This is a genomic window from Agrobacterium sp. fls2-241-TYG-188a (assembly GCF_030209845.1).
The window spans coordinates 161,166-181,389 of the sequence record NZ_JARVRD010000008.1; the positions used below are offsets into that span (position 1 = coordinate 161,166).

Sequence of the window (20,224 nt, forward strand, 5' to 3'; positions counted from 1 at the left end):
ACAAGGCTCCGGCAACGTTCTGCAGGGACAGCGGGCCGCCTGAATGACGCAGCCAGTTTAGTCGGGCGTGCTGCCAAAGACCATTACGGGACCATTTCCCTGTTCACGACCATTTTCGATCATCTCTACTGATTGACAGGATAGCGGAAGAGCCTCCCCCCTGCGACACAACGTCTACGTCAACTCGAAACGGATTTGCTGCGCACCTTCCCAAAGCGTCTTGTTACCCAGCACGGACAAATTTTCGAGGTCAGACGTGATGGTGATGAAATGGTTGCCAGCGAGCTGTCCCATCTTGGACGAAAAATCGACACCGCCGTAAGCGAGCAAGATTTCCGTCTCGCTGATGCCGCCGGGATAGAGGATGATATGGCCGGGCGCCGGATGGCTTGTATGGTTTTCGTAGCCGACACCGAAATTATAGTCGCCAAGTGGGATCCATACGCCTTCACCCGACCAGCGAACATGGACGATCTGGCCTTCAAAGGGCAAACGTTCGATGAAAGCCTTGCAGGTTTGCGGTGCTTTTTCGGTCTCGAGCACTGCGTCGAAGACGAACGGGCCAGCGGTGATCTTCAGCTTCATAAATTCACGTCTCCGGATTGGTTAGATGGATTTTGTGTTTTTGGTGCGCGCTGCACGGTAGGTACCATCGCCTTTTTTCCCGACAAGTTCGCCATCGCTCACCATCACACGGCCGCCGAGGATGACGGTGGTGGGCCAGCCAGTAACCTCGACGCCTTCATAGGGCGAATAATCGGCACCATCGTGCAGATCGGCGTGGCGTATCGTGCGATTGATGGTCGGGTCCCAGATGGCGATATCGGCATCCGCCCCGATCGAGATCGAGCCTTTTTCCGGGTAGAGACCGTAGGTCTTGGCATGGTTGGTTGCCGAAAGAGCAACGAAGCGCGGCAGATCGATGCGCCCCTTCATAACGCCTTCGGAGAACAGGATCGGCAGGCGCGTCTCGACACCAGGAATGCCGTTGGGTATGTGGCGGAAGCTCTTAAGTCCTTTGGGGCTACGCTTGCCGCGCTCGTCATCATAACGGAACGGGCAGTGATCCGACGAGAACAGATCGAAAATACCGGTTTCGATCCCTCTCCAGCACTCTTGCTGAGCAGCCATGTCGCGGGGTGGCGGAGAGCAGACGAATTTTGCGCCCTCCCAATCCATGCCGTCGAGATCATCCGCTGTCAGCATCAGATATTGTGGGCAGGTTTCGCCGACAACCTTGATGCCGCGGGCGCGGGCCCGTGCGATTTCCTCCATCGCTTCACCGTTGGAGACATGCACGATGACAATGGGCACATCAACGATTTCGGCAAGTGTGAGCGCCCGGTGTGTTGCCTCGCGTTCAACCGCCACCGGCCGTGTAGACGCATGGGCTCGCGGCGCAACGTCACCGGCCGCCTCATGCCTGGCAATCAAAAAGCGGATGGCATCTTCGTTTTCGCAATGAACCATGACAGTCGCGCCCGTCGAACGGGCTACATCGAGCGTCTTCAGGATTTCTGCATCGTTCAGCCGAAGCCCCTCATAAGTCATGAAGACCTTGAAGGAAGAATATCCGTCAGCAGCCAAAGCCGGAAGCTCCTGCCCAAGGAGACTATCCGTTGGGTCGGAAACGATGAGGTGGAAGCTCACATCCGTATAGCAGTTGCCTTCAGCGAGCTTGTGATAGGCGTTCAAAGCCTCGCGCATCGGCCGTTCTTTGTCCTGCAGGCAGAAAGGCATGATTGTGGTGTTCCCACCGAAAAGTGCCGAACGGGTACCGCTTTCAAAATCGTCGGCCATGACGATGCCGTCTCCCGATGGCTGGGAGATATGGACGTGGCTATCAATGCCACCCGGCAGAACATATTTGCCGCTGGCGTCGATTGTCCGGGCACCGCCGTCAAGCTCCTTGCCGATCTGCACAATTTTGCCGTCGAGAATGCCTATGTCGGCTATGAAGACATCGGAGGCGGTCGCGATGGTGCCACCCTTAACGATTAGGTCAAATCTGGTCATTTCCAACTCTCAATGATGGAGGATCTTGCTGAGAAAGGCATCGGTGCGCGGATTGTGACGATTACCGAAGAATTCTTCCGTTGGGCGGTCCTCGACAATCTCGCCCTGGTCGATGAAGATCATCCGGGTCGCGACTTTACGGGCAAAGCCCATCTCATGGGTGACAACCATCATCGTCATGCCTTCACTGGCAAGGTTGGTCATTACATCCAACACTTCGGAGATCATTTCAGGGTCGAGGGCTGATGTCGGCTCATCGAACAACATTGCTTTCGGGTTCATGGCCAGCGCCCGGGCTATCGCAACGCGCTGCTGCTGTCCGCCAGACAATTGGCCGGGATATTTGTGGGCGTGCCCTGTCATCCCCACTCGATCCAGAAGATCCATGGCGCATCGTTTGGCGATGCTTTCGTTGCGATGAAGAACAATGCGCTGCGCCAGCATGATATTGGCTTCGATCGTCAGATGCGCGAAGAGTTCGAAATTCTGAAACACCATACCGACGCGTGAGCGCAGATCGGGAAGATTTGTGCCGGGATCGTTGACTTCTATACCATCCACGCGGATCGACCCTTCCTGAATGGGCTCCAGCGCATTGACGCATTTGATCAGGGTCGATTTTCCAGACCCGGACGGCCCACAGACCACGACAACTTCACCCTTGGAAACGGTGGTCGAGCAATTCTTGAGAACGGCAAAATTGCCGTAGTATTTCGTGATGCCGGTGATCTCGATCATGATCTCACTCCCTGAAAACGATTGATGGAAAAAGCCGACAAATCCCGGCCGGGATCGCGGCCAAGGACGAGATTGGCTGTGAGTTGGCCGATGATAGGCCCGAGCGTATAGCCATTGGATGTAACAGCGTTGAAGAAACCGGGCATGCCAGGATGTTCTCCCAGGATCGGCGCGCCGTCGATGTTGATATTCATGGCAGCCCAACTGCGGATGACATGAAGTTTTCGCAGACCCGGCACAACGTGCTGCGCCACCCAAAGATTGCCCTCCAGACTGGAAAACAACGGTCGAGGATGGCTGTGAACCGGGTCAAGGCCAGCCGTCCAGCCACCGCCGATCAGGAAGTTGCCATTGGCAGCCTGTTTCAGTGTCAGATGACGATCGGCATGGGCGACCAGATGCGAAATCGCTGGCGCAGCAGCCTCGGTCACCACCATTTGCAGCGGCGCCCCGAACACAGGCACATCAAGACCTAACATTTCCCCGACGCGTGAAGCGAAAGCACCGGCAGCATTTACGATGCGCCCTGCCCGCAAGGCTCCCCGCGAGGTCTCGATGGCGAAGCCTGATCCGTCACGACGGATCGACAGCACTTCGGTCCGGTCAAATACACGGGCACCGGCTTCCACCGCGCCATCATGGACGTGGCGCGTCGCAACAAGCGGATTGATCTTGCCTTCCATTGGGCAATAGGAGGCTCCGATCATCAATGGCGAAAGCGCGGGCTCCAGCTTTCGCAAGTCATCAGCACCAATGACATGGCAATCAATGCCATTTTCGCGTTCGACCCGCGTCTTCTCTTCAAGGAAGCGCATATGCGCTTCGGTTTCGGCAACCATTAGGCCACCCGTGATCTTCATCTCGAAATCGCGACCAAGCTTCTTCTCCAGCGTCTGCCAAAGCGCAATGGAGTCTCGCTGGAGAGGCAGCGTCTTTGCCGCTGGTCCTCCACCTGCTTCGGCGCGGGCTCCATGATCAAATGACAACAATTGCGCATGCAGGCTGCCAGCATTGCCGCCCGACGCCAGCCCGCCCGGAAAGCCACGTTCCAAAACGACAACATCTTCGCCCGCTTCCGCCAGAAACAGGGCGCTCGAAAGTCCAGCAATCCCTGCACCGACGATAACGGTGGACGCTTCTTTCAACGGCAGCGGTTCGGAATGCGGCAGCGGCGGACGCTGTGGCAGAAGCGCCCTTTTGTGCCCTCCCCACTCCGGTTTCTCAGCGGCAAGCGCGGCAAGAGGCACCGGGCGAAGTGGCATCTGCGGGGCAAGGAGGCCGTTGGTCTCACTCATGGGCCGGCCGGTCAGCTCTGTGAGGGTGCGGCCACAGTAGCGGCTTTGGCAGCGCCCCATACCGGCACGCGTCAGGCGTTTCAATGTTGCAATGTCTGGCGGTCCCTGAACAGCAAGATGCTTGAGGGTACCAATTGCCACACTTTCGCAACGACAGGCGAGTGCGGTATCTGCGGGTTCCAAAGGCGTTGCCGCCGGGGCGAACAACCGCCAAAGTGCTGCTTGGAACGCCTTGGCACGCGCAAGCTTTGTCTGGGCTGTGGTGTCTGGCCGAGCCTTCAAGCCAAGCTTGGCGGCAATTGCCAAACCGGCAAGCCTGCCTTCAGCCATTGCGAGGTGGGCACCACCAAAACGCACAGCTTCGCCGACGATATGGACATGAGGCAGCGAGCTTTCACCATCCTCGGCACATTGCGCTGTGAGTGCGCCATTTTCGGTCACGCTGTGAGCGCATCCAAGCAATCGCGATAGCTCATTGGACGAGGTGAAATTGCCCCCAAGCAACACGGTGTCGACTTCGAAAGTCGTTTCGACCCCAATCCCTGAAACTGTCACCGCCTCAACTCGGCCATCTCCTCTGATATCAGAAATTTGCGCGTTCCAGGCGAGCTTGACGCCTGCTCGTTCCAGCCTTGCGATCTCTTTAATGCCTTTCAGGGCAAGCGCCGCATCATGGCGAAAAACACTCAACGCTTCGACAGGCCTGCTCCATGGTGCGCTGGCCTGCTCCACCAAACAGATGACGTCACCGCCAGCCTTGATGATTTCGCTTGCGACCTGAAAATTCAGAGGACCGTTCCCGGCAATCAGAATGCGTCGACCGGGAAGCGTGCCATAGCTGCGCAGCAGGGTTTGCGCTGCACCTGCCGTCATGACACCCGGCAGCGTCCAACCCCTGATAACTGGCGGTCGCTCAAAAGCCCCGGTGCCGATGACCAGCATGGCAGGTCGGCAATAAAAAATACCATCATGGCCCAGGCAGGAGATGACCGGCCTTCCATCTTCTCCATGGGCCGCACCCCAGACGGTGACGCCTGAGAGGATGGTCACGCCAAGCGAACGCGCTTTTTGTATCAACGCTGCGCCGTCCGCTGCCTGGCGGTCAGCCTTGAGCGCCAAACGGGCAACATCGGTGTTGGGCTGCTTGAAAAACTGACCGCCAGATGCGTGCCGCTCATCGACCACGGTCACGGAAGCCCCGGCTCCTGCCGCTGCCACCGCCGCAGCCAGACCACCGGGACCGGCTCCGATAACTAGCAAGTCCATGCCCAACTCGACAAGACTTGATGGGACAGGCATGAGGTCGGCAAGGTCAGGAGCAGATATGTCAGGACGCGCCTGCTGGCGATCGATGCGCATGCCGTCTCGAACGGGCGTCATACAGGCGCGCTGGCTAGTGCGGCCATCGACCGTCACAAGGCAATCGTGACACACACCCATACCGCAAAACAGACCACGCTTCTCCCCTGCTGCATCAGTGGAGAAGTCTGCTCGACCCTGCGCGGTCAGCGCAGCGGCAATAGAAAGGCCCGGATCCAAACGATGCGCGACACCATCGATATGGACGGTCACTCCTGCATTCTGAATGATCAAACCGGGCATCCGTTTTTCTCCGGCTCAGTTCTGGGGAAAGCTTAAGCCGAAACGCTCGACCAAAGCTTTCATCGCGCCATCCTGCTCTGACGGCAGCGGCAGACGCGGCGGCAGCGGCGATCCTGCCGCAAATCCCATATGGTTCAACAGAGCCTTTGAGCCAGCGACATAAGCCTGCCCTCCAACCGCCTGAATGATCGGCAGCCACTCCAGATAAAGCGCACGTGCTTCATCGTATTTCTTCTCATCAGCTGCGAGTGTGAAGATGCGCGACATGGCCGCTGGTGCCACATTGGATGCAACGGCTACCCATCCTTGTGCCCCCATGACGAAAGATTCAAAACCGAGAATACCGCCAAAAGGCGTCATGTTGTCACCGGCCAGGCGAACGATATCGCGGATCCGCGTGACTTCAAGCGTCGATTCCTTGACATAGTCGCAGCCATCAATCTCGGCAATGCGAGCCAGAAGCTCAGGCTTCATATCCACATTCGATGTCGCAGGGTTGTTGTAGACCATGATCGGAATGGAAATTGAACCGGCGATGGTTCGGTAATGCGCTACCAATTCGTCGTCTGTCGGCGTGGAGTAGAAAGGTGGGATGATCATCACGCCATTCGCGCCCATCGCTTCGGCCTTGCAGCTCAAGCGCACTGCTTCCCGGGTATCTTCCGCACCTGTTCCGATCAGCACTGGAACCCGTCCGGCGGCGGTTTGGATGACCGTGCGGGCAACATCTTCCCAATCCTGATCGGAAAGTGAAAGGAATTCCCCCGTCGAACCAAGAGGAATCAGTCCATGCACGCCCTCCCGGATCTGCCAATCCGTAAAGGCAGCGAGTGCTGGCAAATTGACTTTTCCATCTGCGTCGATGGGAGTGATCATCACGGTGAAGACACCACGAAACGTCTTTGGCATGCAATAAGTCCTTTATTGAGTATCAGCGCTTTTCAGTCATCTGCAGGGGTGCAGTGGACTGGCCGAAGCGCCTTTCTATGTGGCGCTGCACGAAGTCCCAGAGGGTCGTCAGGAGAAGGTAGTAGATGGCAGCAACCGCGAAGAGTTCGAGCACCATGAACTTTTCCTGAATCAGCACCTGGGTACGCCGCAGCAGTTCTTCCATTGAAATGACCGAGGTAACCGAGGTCGTCTTCAGCAGACCATTTACCGAGTTGCCAAGGGGTGGAATGATGACCTTGAAAGCCTGCGGCATGACGATGTGGCGCATAATCTGACGCTCGGTCATGCCCAAGGCCCTTGCCGCACGGGCCTGTCCTGCGGGAACTGCCTCGATGCCGGAGCGGATAATCTCCGCCAGGTAGGCCGCTTCATTCAAAGCCAGACCGATCAATGCCGCTTGGACGACCGTAAACTTGATCCCGAGTTGCGGTAGTGCCGTATAAAGTACAATCAACTGCACAAGCAGCGGCGTACCCCGGAACAGCCAGATATAGAACCAGCCGACGCACCTCATCAGCCTTAAATTGGATCGGCGCATCAGCGCGACGACAAAGCCGAGCAGCAGGCCGAACACGAGTGAGACGCAGGTCAGCCAGATGGTGGTGACAACACCTCCAAGGATAAAGGGGTTGACGAGATAGTCGAAGAAGCCAGACCAGTTCCAGTACGACATGGTGGGACCTTTATTGCTAAGGGGATGCCGGACGAGCCGGCATCCGTCAGAATGGTGAACCGTTCAGATCAGCGGTTTGGACCCTTGACCGAATAGTCGCCGGCGATCATCGGCAGGCCGTAGCTGTCGAAGAGTTTTTCCAGAGAACCATCTGCCTTCATGTCTTTGAGGACGCCGGATACCGCGTCTGCAAGTGTTGCACTCTTGAAGGCAACGGCAACAGGCGCTGGATAAAGGCCACTGACGGCACGGCGGAAATCGCCACGGCTATCATATTCCTTTGCGACACCATCGATTGAAACAACACCTTCGACTTGACCAGCGCGCAGCGCCTGAAAGGCAAGCGCAAAATTATCGAAAGTCTGAATGACGAGCCCCGTCTTGCCGGCGGCCTTGAGTTCGGCGTCAAGAGCACGGGTCTTGGTTTCTTCGAAACCGCCAAGCTCGACGCCGATACGCAGGCCATCCAGGCCATCCTTGTCCTTGACGGTGGTGTTGCTCGTCGCAACGGAAACGCTGATCGCCTGATCCTCGTAAGGGATCATTTGCATGATGGCCGCGCGCTCTTTCGTGAAGAATATTCCAGTATTGATCATATCCCATCGACCAGCCTGAAGACCGGGGATCATCGCCGAAAATTCGATACGGACATATTCGGGCGTAAGGCAAAGACGCTTGGCGATTTCCTTGCCAAGCTCGACACGCATCCCTTTGAGCTCGCCGCTGGAATCGACGAACTGCATTGGCGGCAATGTTGGATTGGTCGACATGGTCAGCGTGCCGGGCTTGACCAGTTCGGAATCAGCGACCTTAGGCGCGCAGCTCTGCGCGAACGCAGACGCGGAGGTGCATACTAAAAGTACGGACGTGAGTGTGATTGTGCGGAATGACATGGAAACCCTCTGGTTTTTCGATCTTCTTGCGGACCCGACCAACGCTGCTTGCTATTTTCGCATTCATTTGGTATACCAATTTCATACACAATCATTTGCCGTATGCAACATCTTTCCGCAAAGGCTGCAAAAAATTGAATTGGTTTTGTGAGGGGGTTGGATCAGTAGGTGGAAAGCACGTTTCGACGAATCCGATCCAGATGAAGCGTCATCGCGGCGCGGGCCGCTTCCGCGTCACGATCAAGGAGCGCACGCACGATGCCTTGATGATCGCTCAGCCCAGGCTTGCGATGGGCGAGCTTGCGCTGGCGTTCGAAGATCGTCGTGTAACGCCGCATCTGCAGAATGGTGTCAGCCATGAAAGGATTGCCGCTGGCATCGGCAATTCCCTGATGCAGCGCATCATCAAATGCCCACACAAAATCAGGATCGGGATCGGGGTCCGCCTCTATCGCATCGAGCATGGCAGCAAGGTCTGCAACGGTTTCCGCGGCTATACCCTTGCAGGCCAACGCCGCAGCGCTTGGTTCGACAAGCATCCGCATCGCAACGCCGTTGAGGTAGTCTGCAAGGGTAACGATCCGCACGGTGAGGACGCCTTTGACGTTGCGCACAAGAAGTCCCTGCCCCTCAAGACGACCCAATGCATCACGCATCGGCGAGCGCGAAACGCCCAGGCGCGCTGCAAGCCTTCTTTCCTGCACGACCGCACCACCTGCAAGTTGCGCCGAAAGAATTTCCGTGAGCAGCGACTGATAGGTTTCATCGGCAAGGCTTCTTTCTGCCGGAACGTCAACATCCATCCTCTCAACTCCGCTGCGTTTGATCACATAGCCCGGTATGGACCAAGGCAGAACACAAGAAAAGCCTTTCTGAAGGTATCGCGCGTGAGTAGTACAGTGGCAACCTGGAGACCGATGAACTTTGACACAAACAGACCCTAACTCCGGTATCGGTAAAACATCCAAGGACGCTGGCCACAAGCTGGCTGCCCTTTCTTACAAAGCCGTTTCGGACATGATCCGCCACCGCCGCCTCAAGGGCGGGCATGTGATTGTTGAAGCGCAACTTGCTGAAATGCTCGGCGTGTCGCGTACGCCTTTGCGCGAAGCGTTACAGCGTCTTGAGGGAGAAGGTCTGGTTCTAAAAGGTGACGGTCGAAACTACGTGGTACGACACGTCGATATCGGCGAATATATCCAGAGCCTGAAACTGCGTCTTTTGATTGAGCCACAGGCGGCTGTTCAAGCTATGCCCGGCATTCCCGGCCGCAAGCTCATCGAAGTGCGGCGCGAGATTGACGAACTGATGGACGCCACAGCCTATCACACGGATGCACACTGGTTTTCAGACGACCACCTGCACAACCTCATCATCGACCATTGTGGCAATGAAGTCATGGCAGGCGTTTTACGCAACCTGCGTGCCGCAACGCGACTGTTCGAGATTGGTCAGTTGAAAGACCGCCTGAAACCAGACTCCACGGAACATCTTGCCATCATTGACGCCTTGCAACGCAATGATTCGGATGCCGCCTTTGAAGCAACGAAAGCGCATATTGAGAGCCTGATTGGATTTGCGCGGATGCACCTCATCATCAATGAATGAGCAACACGAAACCAGGAATGACAGAAAATGCTGACAATCAAACGCCTTAGCATCGAGGATGCACGGGTGCTTATCGAAGGTGCCCGCGCGAAAGCTGAGGAGATCGGCGTACCCATGTGCATCGCCATCACCGATGAATCGGGACAACTGATGGCCTTTGAACGGATGGATGGCGGCAAAATAACGAGTACGATCATTGCGCAGGACAAAGCCTATACGGCAGCGGGGGCAAAAAGAACCACAGAAAGCTATGGTGTCGCCAGCCAGCCAGGCAGCCCGGCATACGGGATCAACTCAGCGATCGGTGGTCGTTTAATGGTCGTCGGCGGCGGTTTGCCTGTGATCATCGACGGCGAGGTTGTCGGCGCGATAGGCCTCAGCTCCGGGACGCCAGCGCAGGACACTCAGTGCGCCCAAGCAGGGATTGAACACTTCATCTCAAGCCTTTCCGGCTCTGCTGAAACGAATAATCTAGATCGGATAAATCAATGATTACAGAGATGTCGCGTGGCAAACTACGCTTTACGTATAAAAACGACAGCTACAGCGCAGAAGGTGAACTGGTCCTTCCAGACGATGAAACTGTAGAGTTTGTTCTCTATAAGCGTTCCATAAAAAATGAAATCTTGGATGAAGCGCTCACAGAAGAAGAAATAGATCACATCAGACAAAGCCTGTACCGTGAGTTCAACAACACGGGACGCAAGTTGACGGTTGAGGAATAAGAGACATCCATTGTAGGAAATGGATGGAGCATTCCTGAAAGCATACCATTGAATACCGGGAGCTTCCGCGGCGATCTCGAGATCTGGTTCGAGCAACTGGTCGAAGACATATCTTCGGGACCTGGGCACGCGCTGTTCCGCGAACGGATCAACGATGTCCGTGCAGCGCAGGCGGCGGCCGGCTACGTCTACCAGAACCTCGTCTGCCTAATCGATCGCTGCGCCGGGCGACTCATGCCAGCTCTCAGCGAAATTGGGCTGGCAGTCGAGGAGTTGCACGAATAGGCTGCCACTCCCTCCGAACTCGTGCGGATCAACTGCGACGCCAATGCAGCCGAGCAAGTGCTGATGCCGCTTCTGACCCGCTTCATGAAGCTGCAGCCGGCAATGCGCTTCGAAATTCGGTCCGAGGGAAGACTGGTCGATATTGCCGAAGGGGGGTTCGACTGCGGTGTGCGTGCTGCGGAACTCGTCCCGAGCGAGATGGTCGCGATCCCAATAGGACCGGATCAGCAGCATATCGTCGTGGCATCGCCTGCCTATCTTGATGATGCGCCTCCCGTCGCAAGCCCATCAGAACTCTCACTTCACCGGTGCATCCAGCTTCGCATGGCCGGCGGGTCGATCTACCGCTGGGAGTTTCAGCGTCGCGGCGAGGATGTCGTCGAGGCAACAACCGGCAACCTCGTCGTCGACCAGTCCCGGCTTGTTCTTGCGGCCGCGCTCGACGGTCGCGGCCTTGCGTACGTGACGCGGTGGATGGCGGCTGACGCACTTGCCGACGGGAGACTCCGGCAGGTGCTAGCCGAATGGACGCCGCCCTATCCTGGCCTCTGCCTTTACTATCCGAGACACCGTCACATAGGGGCGGGAATGCGCGCGTTTCTCGACTTTCTGAGATCGCAGCCGTCGAATTAGAACCCTTGTAGAGATATGAACCGGCGACCTGTAATTCTAAAGACTTAGGCCGACCAGGGATTGATGACTACCAATCCGGCTGCTTCGAATGGGCTTGTATCTCGCGTTGCGACCACGAGATGGTTTTCTGCAGCTGTAGCAGCAATGTATCCATCAGCCTTCCCGATCGCCTTTCCAGATGTTCGGCTGCTGGCCATCAGGTCCGCATAGAATTGGGAGGTACCTACATCAAAGGGCAGAATGCGCCCGTCGAAAATTGGTAGAACTTCACCTTCAAGGCGACCGTGGAGAATTGTCTTACGCTTCCCCGATGGCATTGAGGCAATCCCGAAACGTAGTTCGGCAATTGAGATAGCAGAAATGAATAGCGTCTCGATGGCCTGTGCATCCAACCAAGTCAGCACAGCACTATCAGGAGCTGGCTTCCAAGGCTCAGATATTACATTAGTGTCTAGCAAGATCATTCGAAAGTCATCGGTACTGCCGGGGTCCCGTCGCGCTGTTGTTGCAGCGCTTCGACATCATTGTTTGACATTTCGGCGTCACGACCAATGGCCGCGAGAAGCGAGCCGAGCTTCACGCGCCCAGAAGGACGAACAGCGGCTTCGAGAATGTCACGAATTTCGGCCTCGGTACTACGACCGTGGCAAGCTGCTCTCGCGCGTAACGCCCGATGAGTTTCATCAGAGAGGTTTCGTATGGTCACCGCCGCCATTTATTACATCCTATATATATTTTGGTTGTGATATCATTAGCACATAAATGATAGCACTTTCAAGTCGTACTATGAGCCGGAAATGGGCAATGGCCGCGTTCTTTCGCCTTGGACGGATTCGAACGCTCGGCACGTTCTTTGTCTTTACAATCGTGAATTCGTTCAGCTCCTTGGCCCTATAAGCTGAACTGATTGTACTGCCTGGTAAGCAAACCCGCCGACGTTTACCATATTTGAACTCACTTCTCGCCCTTCTGGTGACGGGCGTTGCATCACGGCAAGATGTCGTGGATGCAACAGTGAAGGGACTCCGCAGTTTGCCTTTGTTTTCAATCGCGCTCTCGGGTGCACCGCATCACGCGCTCTCGCCTGTCTGCGTACTAGCTACATATATCTCTCCGATGTTTTCCGAGAGTTTGCGGTTGAATTCGGCGTCTGGCATGGAAACACGTAAATTCTCAACCAGAGCTCGCGAGAAGCTTCCAATCACCCCGGGGTTCTCTTTGAGTTTCTCGCAGGCGACCTTTAGTCTGTAGCCTCCGGACAAGGCAAAAACTCGAGCAACTCTGGGATGCTCTACAAGTCCTGCGTAGAGATCCGGCTGATTTGGCAGGGTAAGCTTCAATATGACCTGCGTTCCATGCGCAAGCTCCGAAAGATTCCTCAGGATTTCCTTGACCAAAGTGGTTTCGGCCATTGCCTTATCCGGGCTCCTGACGAGAACCTCAGGCTCGATAATCGGGATCAATCCGTTCTTTAGGATAGTCGATGCCACCTCAAATTGCTGCGCGACAGCGGCAGAAATCCCATTTTCAGACGCTGAATTTATAACCGAGCGCATTTTTGTCCCAAGGACGCCTTTCTCTAATGCGCGCTCGAGCAAATTGCTGAGATTTGGTATGGGCTTCATCAACTGAACGCCGTCGTGGTCGGCTTCTCGACCGCTGTCGACCTTGAGAAAGGAGAAGATTCCGCGATCTTCCCAAAGGTATGCCGGTATTGATTTTGTGCCGATGGAATGATCCATAGTTTGCTCGAATAAGATGGTGCCAATCACTCTCTCGCTCGAAAATCCGGGTGCAGTCATTATCCTCATGCGCATTTCATGGATAAGCTTCAACATCTCCGCGTCACCCTGATAGGCGGTATCGGATATGCCGTATGAGCGTAAGGCGTCTGGGGTGGACCCTCCGCTTTGATCTAGTGCCGCAATGATTCCCGATGCTGAAGTCAGCCGGGCGGCCATTTCTATGCGGGTTTCCGTATTCATTCGTACTTCCCTTCTTTAGATCATTCAGAGATTTCGAGGAGTGACTCAAGCGAGGAGGGATCGTACGTCCTTCCACCAGGGCTCACCCGCGGGGGCAGATCGCTATCTCACAACTTAAAGTTCTTTCGGTGATACGCGTGCCGGAAGCCTACTTTCCTAAGGTTATCAAAAGAAATATTGGGTTCTCCGACTGCAGGTGCCAATGTCTCGACGGCAAATGTCGACACGTTGTTTCCGAGCCCATGTTCGATACGACTTTTGATGAGCGCCTTTTGAATACCGCGATTTCGAAATTCTGGAAGTGTGGTGCCGCCGCCTAGCCATGCGTAGGTTCCAGACTGGTACATGGTGGCAGTGCCGACGGGATTTTCACCATCCAAGGCGAAAAAACACGACCAGCCTACCTTTCCGACGATCGCTGACCACAACCTCGTCAGGGTCGATGGAAAGTTAAAGCCTTTGCACACCATCGTCCCAAAGAGCACGGCTTCCTCGACATGAACGAGTCGCGTTCGGATCGAGTTGGGCTCCGAAAGGTTCGCTGATGGGCCGTCGTAGACAAGCTTCGCCCAGCCGACACCATATTCAAGCAGACCCTTGGCGAGGATCCAGTCTTTAGTTCCGGCTGGAGCGCGGTCCATATTTACCTGAAGAAACCGGTTTCCGCTCTTCCCGTTCATCCACCCATAGGCTTCCTCAAGATCGTTCACAGAGTTTAGCCCGAGTACACGGTTCAGACCCATGGCTGGCGCGCTTGGCAGCCATATTGCGCATCCACCGTTGATGGGCAGGCATTCAAAATGCTCTTCAGATTTGAGCGTTGCCGGTGAGACATTGTAAAGATCCACGAAGGCTTTGACCTCGATAGCCTCTTCTTCTGTCGGAGATGAACGTTGTGAAAAGTGCGAATTCAAAATGACCATGTGGCTGTCTTCGACTGATGGAAATGGAAACGAGGCCGATCAGAAACCAAATTCGCTGAGCCCCGGGTGATCGTCGGGCCAACGACCGAGCGGCGAGTGAAAGCGACGGTCTTCAACGCGGATGGGCAGGTCGTTAATGCAGGCATATCAGGCCACTATCGTTGAACTCCCAGTTCTCGTTGCCGAAAGAGCGGAACCAATTGCCGCTGTCGTTATGCCACTCATACGCAAACCTGACGGCAATCCTGTCGCCGCCGAACGTCCACAGCTCCTTGATCAGACGGTAGTCGAGTTCCCGCCGCCACTTTCCTGCAAGGAGAGCGATGATAGCCTCCCGGCAACTAACGAACTCGGCGCGGTTACGCCACTGACTATCAGCAGTGTACGCCAACGCAACCTTGCCCGGGTCCCGGCTGTTCCGGCCATCTTCGGCAAGCCGCACCGTGTCGGCAGTAGTCTGCGATGTAAACGGCGGTAGAGGCGGTCTTTGAGCGTTGGTCATTCGGATTTACCTTCTAATCTTGCCCGCAACGCTGCATTTTCAGCTTCGAGCTGTTGCAGCTTCTGACGTAGTGGTGCGACTGCTTGCTCAACTTGCTGTTCAGTGTAGCGGGGGATGATGTGCTGGGGGCAGTTCCAGTCGTATGCTTCGAGCCGAAGCTTGAATATCCGCTCTGCACGCCCCCTATACGTCGGATCGGATACGAGGTCCGTTAGCGATGAATTGGCGTCGAGCGTCAGCCGCTCGACGTGTGCATAGACTTTGAGCCGGGTCCGTCGGACATAGTCCATGAGAAACAGACAGGCGCGGTCGTTGGCTGCGAAATTCCCTGCGCTGATGTATTGGCGGTTTCCGCGATAGTCGGCAAATGCCATTGTTTGGGGATCAACGACCTTGAGGAAACCGGTTTTCCCTCCGCGATGTTGAACATATGGCCAACCCGTCTCTGACACAGATGCGATATAGAAGCTGTCGCGCGTGGCGATGAAAGCGATCTCGTTCTCCGTCAAAGTATCCGATGGCCGATCGTTCTCGCCCAGCCATATCTGGTCCACCCCCATATCCGCCTGCGCGGCTCGGACGCTTGGCGTGACGGCGACTTCCAGAAAGTGGTACGGCATACCTCGTCTCCATACTTGAGTAGGCCCGCATCAGCGAACAATGCGGGCCTTGATCTATCTCAGCTACCTAAATCCCCGGCTACAGCATCAGTCTTGCAAAGCCCAGTCGGCGACTTCCCAGCGCATCTGACCACGATCTGAGACCACACGACCAAGACCTGGGAACGGCATGTGTGTCGCAGCAATTAGGGCGCCTTCCGAGGCAGCTTGTGGGAGGAAGCGATCGCGCATCGCTTTCGCAGCAGCCTGATCCTGTTCGAACAGGAAGAAGACGTCCGTTGCAGCAGGATGGACGACCGGGAAAATCATGTCGGATACCATGATCAGGCTCTTGCCCCCGTCCTCGATTCGGACCCCGATATGGCCAGGCGTATGGCCGGTTAGGTCGACAATCGAGACGCCAGGAACGAGTTCACGCTCTCCGTCGATGGCTTGTAGCTTCGGATAGAGGCGGACCACCTCTTCCGCCATCTTGAAGCTAGGCTGCAGGAAATCAGGCGCGCCATTGCTCTTGGCCCGGTCAGTCCAGTGCTTGACGTCGCGACGGTCTACATAGACCTCTGCACTCGGATAATTGTTCTTACCGCCGAGAACCAGACCGCCCATATGGTCCTGGTGCATATGCGTCACGATAACCGCATCGATATCGCTTGGCTTCAGACCGAGCGTGGCCAGCGCCTGCGGGAGATGTCCGGTTTCCCCGATAGAACCTGCAGCGCCGGCATCGATCAGGATGCGTTGCTTACCGTCTTCAACGAGGTATTGATTAAACAGAAAACGAACCCCGCCGGATCTGCCCGTAAATTGGGCGTTTGCGGCCTTTTCCACTTCGGGAGCCGAGCGTCCCGGGAAGTAGTTGTAGGGCATATCAGCATATCCATCCGTCAGGGCAGTTACCGTGAAACGGCCGATATGTATCTGTGCAAACGGCGTTGTTACGACCGGTGTCCCAGTAGCTTTGGATGTAGCAGCCTGCGCGGTCAAGTCGCCGAGCAGGCTTCCGCCGAAAAGAGTTCCTCCAACGAGACCAAGAGGCAGAGCGCTCGCGAAAGCGCGGCGTGACAGCTGAGGCATGCCACTCTCCTCAAGTTTAGTCAGTGATGTCTGTGAGCGTTTCGTCATAAGAAAGTTGCGCATGGTATTCCCCCAGTCGGTTATTGATGTTGGACAGCAGCTGACGCTCAGCATCAGTTAGGCTGGTTTTGCTTAGCTGCGGTTCTGATGAGCGCTGCGACTTCTTCAGGCTGGGACAGCATTACTGCATGGCTGCTGCTGACCTCCACGACCGTGGCTCCTGCGCGCTCGGCCATCGCTGCCTGCGCTTGAGCGGGTATCATTCGATCTTGCGTTGCAAGCAGGTACAAAGATGGCTTGGATTTCCACGCCGCAGAGGTGATCTTGCCTTGGACGGCTTCAAGGCCCCAAGGCCTCTGGGCGGCACCCATGAACTGCGCTTCTGCGGGATCTATGTCGGCCGAGAATGCAGCCGCAAACTTCTGCGGATCGAGTTTGATGAAGCCATCCTTCGGCGGAAGGAGTGGAGCTTTCTCCGCGCCAGGAACCTCTTGCGACGCAAGGTCGAAGACGGACTCCCCAGCGTCCGGAACGAAGGCTGCCAGATAAACGAGACCCCGAACCTTTTCGTCGCCCCCGGCTTCCGTGATCACGGCACCACCGTACGAATGCCCGACAAGCACAACCGGATGGGCAGCTTCTGCGATCACACCCTTCGTGCGTTCCACATCTTGCTCGAACGTGACTGCCGAATTCTGCACGACAAAGACTTCATAACCGTCTCGCGACAGGATCTCGTAAACCTTCCGCCAGCCGGAAGCGTCAACAAACGCCCCGTGTACGAGCACAACTGAGACTGGTTCGGATGAAAGGTTGTTAGGCTTCAGAGTCATTACGCGAGCTCCAAGGTGGCACCATTTGACTGCACTGCCCGTGAAAAGCTCAACAGCGTCAAACTCTGTGACGGACATGGCATTGCCATCGGTGAGTGTGCTGTTGCACTGCCAAGGCAGCGATTGCCCTACTCGATTAATTGATTAACTGTTCGATAGGTGTAGGCCTGATGAGGCCAACTCTCAATTGAGACATTGGTCCGCTCCGACTAGACCAAGGGACTGCGGAAATAGACCTTGGTCTATAAATCTCAGCTAACGTAAACGCGCGGACCGGCGTATTCTCAAACCCGTGCTAACGTTTCGAGCGTCTGGGGATTAAATTGGAACACCAAATAAATACTGACGAGATCATTGACATGATCCCGGCGATGGCTTGGTCCACGACAGCTGACGGAATGCTGGACTTCGCCAATCAGCACTTTTTGGAATATGTCGGCTTGTCGCTTTCGGACATCGCCGGCGAAAACTTTTACCGCCTTTTCCACCCCGAAGACCTCGAACGACTGGGCACTGAGTGGCGGAACATTATGACCTCGAGAACGGCCAAGGAAGTCGAGGGACGGCTCAGACGCGCGGACGGGGAATTTAGATGGTGTAGTCTTCGGCAAAAGCCGCGGCATGATCCGGAAGGAAAGGTCGTCAGATGGTATGGCGTGGTTCTCGATATCGAGGACCGAAAACAAGCCGAGGATGCGCTCAAAGAGACCAAAGCCGCGCTCGCAGCAAGCGAGCACAATCTCCGGCTTATAATCGACTCACTTCCTGTCCTCGTATGGTCAGCGCGACCTGATGGCAGCGCGGACTTTGTCAACAAAAGCTGGTTGGATTATGCCGGGCTAACGCCTGAGCGCATCCTGGATTGGGGCTTCCTGGATCTGTACCACCCCGATGACATCCCCGAAATGGTCGAGATCTGGAAGAGAGACCTTGAGAATTCGGACCATACTCAGTTGAAGGGACGCATCCGGGGGGGAGATGGAAAGTACCGTTGGTTTTACTTTTCCGGCCGCAAGCTCACAGACGCAAACGGTGTAGTCCGCTGGTTTGGTGTCAACATCGATATCGATAATTTGCAATGTGCAGAGACCGCCCTACGCAAAAGCGAAGCCGCCCTCAGGGAAAGCGAGCACAAGCTCAGCCTCATCATAAATACCATCCCTGCCATGGCCTGGTCTTGCACGCCCGACGGACAGCTGGAGTACTGGAACAAGAACCTTATTGATTTTGTCGGCCTTCCCTTTCAGGAAATCGTCGGATTGGGCTTCTATCGCATGTTTCATCCAGAAGATGTCGAACGCATGCGTCTCAGTTGGGACGAGGTCGTTGCGACAAAGCAGCCTAAACCGGTCGACGCGCGCATCAGAAGGTTCGACGGCGAGTACCGGTGGTTTAATCTTCGGCAAAATCCACTGCTTGATGCGCAGGGCGAGGTCGTTCGGTGGTACGGCGTCGTGGTCGATATCGAGGACCGCAAACGAGCAGAGGAGTCCCTTCGTCAAAGCCAAAGCGACCTTGCTCACGTGACGCGTCTGACGACGACTGGGGAGTTGGCAGTCTCGATCGCACATGAAGTCAATCAACCGCTTATGGCCATCGTCACCAATGCTGGAACTTGCGTTCGCTGGCTTCAGCCTGGTCAGACAGATCTGGAACAGGCCCGGTTCGCCGCGGAGCGGGTTGTGCGTGATGGGCACCGTGCAGGCGACATCGTTTCCAGCATCCGCGCCATGGCTCAGAGGTCTCAGGTACGTATGGAAAGAACAGACATCAACCAAGCACTTCGTGATGTGCTGTTTCTTTTGCAGGGCGAGCTGCAGTCCAGGGGCCTCCAAACCGTCACAAATCTCCCACCTGATCCGTACTACTTCATTGGCGACCCCACCCAGGTGCAACAGGTCCTTCTAAATCTTATAATGAATAGCGCCGAGGCTACCTCTAGCGATGGAGAAGGAACTATTTACGTTGGGTGTTCGCAAAACGCGAATAGTGAAATCGAGATCACCGTGTCTGACACGGGAAAAGGTATCCCTCCCGAATTGGTCGATCGGGTATTTGATGCATTCTACACGACAAAATCAGACGGGATCGGCATGGGACTCACGATTTGCTGCTCCATCGTTGAAACGCACGGCGGACGTATCTGGGCCGCTACCAATCAGCCGCGAGGCACGTCGTTCAGCTTCACTCTACCACTTCAAGGAACCAACCGTTGATCGAAGAGAAAAAGAACAGGAGTCCAACAGTTATCGTGATCGACGATGACGAAAGCGTCCGCGAGGCACTCAGAGGTCTCTTCGAATCTGTAGGACTTATCGCTGAAACACATGGATCCGTTAAGGAATTTGTAGCCGCCGACGATCCCGAAAAGGCTGGCTGTATTGTGTTAGATATTCGTCTTCCAGGCCAAAGCGGGCTGGAGTTTCAGGAAGCGTTGGCTCAAAGCGACCTGCCCAGGTCTGTCGTGTTGATAAGCGCTCACGTTGATGTGGCAATGGCTGTGCGTGCAATGAAAGCTGGTGCTATCGACGTGCTGACCAAACCTGTTCGTGAACAGGATTTGCTTGAAGCTGTAAACCGCGCGATCGCGAATGATGCAGTCCGCAGGCTGGAAAGAACGACAAAGGCAACCATTCAAACCAGCTACACGTCGCTAACCGAACGCGAGCGCCAAATAATGGCATTGGTCATAGCTGGAAAGCTTAATAAGCAAATCGCGGCAGAGCTACAGCTTGCCGAACCCACCGTGAAGCTCCATCGAGGCCATATGATGCAAAAGATGAAGGCTACCTCTGTCGCTCATCTGGTTAAAATGGCTGAAGGTCTGAAGGGCTGTCGAGGTCTCAGCTAACAGTGAATATAAGGAAA

General features: G+C 55.6%; 21 protein-coding genes and 2 pseudogenes. 7 read left to right on the forward strand and 16 right to left on the reverse strand.

From position 1 onward, the window contains the following. Positions 1–174 precede the first annotated feature (174 nt). The 8 genes from QRN85_RS21305 to QRN85_RS21340 form a co-directional block, all read right to left on the reverse strand. On the reverse strand, positions 175–585 hold the full coding sequence (locus tag QRN85_RS21305; protein ID WP_284760015.1) for a DUF3830 family protein: 411 nt from the start codon (positions 583–585) through the stop codon (positions 175–177). Between the two features lie 21 nt (positions 586–606). Then, positions 607–2,016, reverse strand: a complete 1,410-nt coding sequence (gene hydA / locus QRN85_RS21310) for a dihydropyrimidinase (RefSeq protein WP_284760016.1) — start codon at positions 2,014–2,016, stop codon at positions 607–609. A gap of 9 nt (positions 2,017–2,025) precedes the next feature. Beyond that, the gene (locus QRN85_RS21315) at positions 2,026–2,754 is read right to left on the reverse strand and encodes an amino acid ABC transporter ATP-binding protein (protein ID WP_284760017.1); all 729 of its coding nucleotides are present in this window, start codon (positions 2,752–2,754) and stop codon (positions 2,026–2,028) included. Further along, positions 2,751–5,651, reverse strand: coding sequence for an FAD-dependent oxidoreductase (locus QRN85_RS21320; RefSeq protein ID WP_284760018.1), 2,901 nt, complete (start codon positions 5,649–5,651; stop codon positions 2,751–2,753). Before QRN85_RS21320 ends, QRN85_RS21315 begins: the two co-directional genes overlap by 4 nt. A 15-nt stretch (positions 5,652–5,666) precedes the next feature. Next, positions 5,667–6,560, reverse strand: a complete 894-nt coding sequence (locus QRN85_RS21325; protein WP_112965034.1) for a dihydrodipicolinate synthase family protein — start codon at positions 6,558–6,560, stop codon at positions 5,667–5,669. A gap of 22 nt (positions 6,561–6,582) precedes the next feature. Further along, a complete protein-coding gene (locus QRN85_RS21330; RefSeq protein WP_113221688.1) occupies positions 6,583–7,275 on the reverse strand; it encodes an amino acid ABC transporter permease in 693 nt (230 codons plus the stop codon). Between the two features lie 68 nt (positions 7,276–7,343). After that, entirely contained in the window at positions 7,344–8,168 is an 825-nt protein-coding gene (locus QRN85_RS21335; protein ID WP_284760019.1) for an ABC transporter substrate-binding protein, read from the reverse strand. Between the two features lie 161 nt (positions 8,169–8,329). Next, positions 8,330–8,971, reverse strand: coding sequence for a GntR family transcriptional regulator (locus tag QRN85_RS21340; RefSeq protein WP_112965043.1), 642 nt, complete (start codon positions 8,969–8,971; stop codon positions 8,330–8,332). 121 nt (positions 8,972–9,092) lie between these two features. Here QRN85_RS21340 and QRN85_RS21345 point away from each other — a divergent pair, with 121 nt between their 5' ends. From QRN85_RS21345 to QRN85_RS21365, 5 genes and pseudogenes are all read left to right on the forward strand, one after another. Beyond that, a complete protein-coding gene (locus QRN85_RS21345) occupies positions 9,093–9,776 on the forward strand; it encodes a GntR family transcriptional regulator (protein ID WP_062590651.1) in 684 nt (227 codons plus the stop codon). Between the two features lie 27 nt (positions 9,777–9,803). Next, positions 9,804–10,268, forward strand: coding sequence for a GlcG/HbpS family heme-binding protein (locus tag QRN85_RS21350; protein WP_062590653.1), 465 nt, complete (start codon positions 9,804–9,806; stop codon positions 10,266–10,268). Then, positions 10,265–10,501, forward strand: a complete 237-nt coding sequence (locus tag QRN85_RS21355) for an Imm74 family immunity protein (protein ID WP_062590655.1) — start codon at positions 10,265–10,267, stop codon at positions 10,499–10,501. The genes QRN85_RS21350 and QRN85_RS21355 overlap by 4 nt, the downstream gene beginning before the upstream one ends. Before the next feature lie 48 nt (positions 10,502–10,549). Further along, positions 10,550–10,786, forward strand: a complete 237-nt coding sequence (locus tag QRN85_RS21360; RefSeq protein ID WP_062590657.1) for a TetR family transcriptional regulator C-terminal domain-containing protein — start codon at positions 10,550–10,552, stop codon at positions 10,784–10,786. Between the two features lie 18 nt (positions 10,787–10,804). Then, positions 10,805–11,419: pseudogene (locus QRN85_RS21365) on the forward strand (LysR substrate-binding domain-containing protein); the annotation flags it as partial. A 44-nt stretch (positions 11,420–11,463) separates the two neighbouring features. Here the strand turns inward: QRN85_RS21365 and QRN85_RS21370 are convergent. The 8 genes and pseudogenes from QRN85_RS21370 to QRN85_RS21405 form a co-directional block, all read right to left on the reverse strand. Next, the gene (locus QRN85_RS21370; protein WP_284760021.1) at positions 11,464–11,883 is read right to left on the reverse strand and encodes a type II toxin-antitoxin system VapC family toxin; all 420 of its coding nucleotides are present in this window, start codon (positions 11,881–11,883) and stop codon (positions 11,464–11,466) included. Next, positions 11,880–12,134 (reverse strand): FitA-like ribbon-helix-helix domain-containing protein, encoded by a 255-nt coding sequence (locus tag QRN85_RS21375; RefSeq protein WP_062590663.1) that lies wholly within the window; start codon positions 12,132–12,134, stop codon positions 11,880–11,882. The genes QRN85_RS21370 and QRN85_RS21375 overlap by 4 nt, the downstream gene beginning before the upstream one ends. 355 nt (positions 12,135–12,489) lie before the next feature. After that, positions 12,490–13,404, reverse strand: coding sequence for a fructose bisphosphate aldolase (locus QRN85_RS21380; protein WP_112961864.1), 915 nt, complete (start codon positions 13,402–13,404; stop codon positions 12,490–12,492). A 107-nt stretch (positions 13,405–13,511) separates the two neighbouring features. After that, positions 13,512–14,327 (reverse strand): GNAT family N-acetyltransferase, encoded by an 816-nt coding sequence (locus QRN85_RS21385; RefSeq protein ID WP_112961866.1) that lies wholly within the window; start codon positions 14,325–14,327, stop codon positions 13,512–13,514. Between the two features lie 39 nt (positions 14,328–14,366). Beyond that, positions 14,367–14,829 (reverse strand): annotated as a pseudogene (locus tag QRN85_RS21390) (nuclear transport factor 2 family protein). Continuing rightward, entirely contained in the window at positions 14,826–15,449 is a 624-nt protein-coding gene (locus QRN85_RS21395) for a pyridoxamine 5'-phosphate oxidase family protein (RefSeq protein ID WP_284760025.1), read from the reverse strand. Before QRN85_RS21395 ends, QRN85_RS21390 begins: the two are co-directional and overlap by 4 nt. An 87-nt stretch (positions 15,450–15,536) precedes the next feature. Then, positions 15,537–16,523 (reverse strand): MBL fold metallo-hydrolase, encoded by a 987-nt coding sequence (locus QRN85_RS21400; protein WP_112961870.1) that lies wholly within the window; start codon positions 16,521–16,523, stop codon positions 15,537–15,539. Between the two features lie 113 nt (positions 16,524–16,636). Continuing rightward, a complete protein-coding gene (locus QRN85_RS21405) occupies positions 16,637–17,356 on the reverse strand; it encodes an alpha/beta fold hydrolase (protein ID WP_112961871.1) in 720 nt (239 codons plus the stop codon). A 359-nt stretch (positions 17,357–17,715) separates the two neighbouring features. Between QRN85_RS21405 and QRN85_RS21410 the strand changes: the two genes are divergently transcribed. Then, positions 17,716–19,572, forward strand: coding sequence for a PAS domain-containing sensor histidine kinase (locus tag QRN85_RS21410; RefSeq protein WP_502870821.1), 1,857 nt, complete (start codon positions 17,716–17,718; stop codon positions 19,570–19,572). Beyond that, complete coding sequence (locus QRN85_RS21415; RefSeq protein WP_284760028.1) at positions 19,569–20,207, forward strand: response regulator transcription factor; 639 nt, start codon at positions 19,569–19,571, stop codon at positions 20,205–20,207. The genes QRN85_RS21410 and QRN85_RS21415 overlap by 4 nt, the downstream gene beginning before the upstream one ends. The last annotated feature ends 17 nt before the right edge of the window (positions 20,208–20,224 follow it).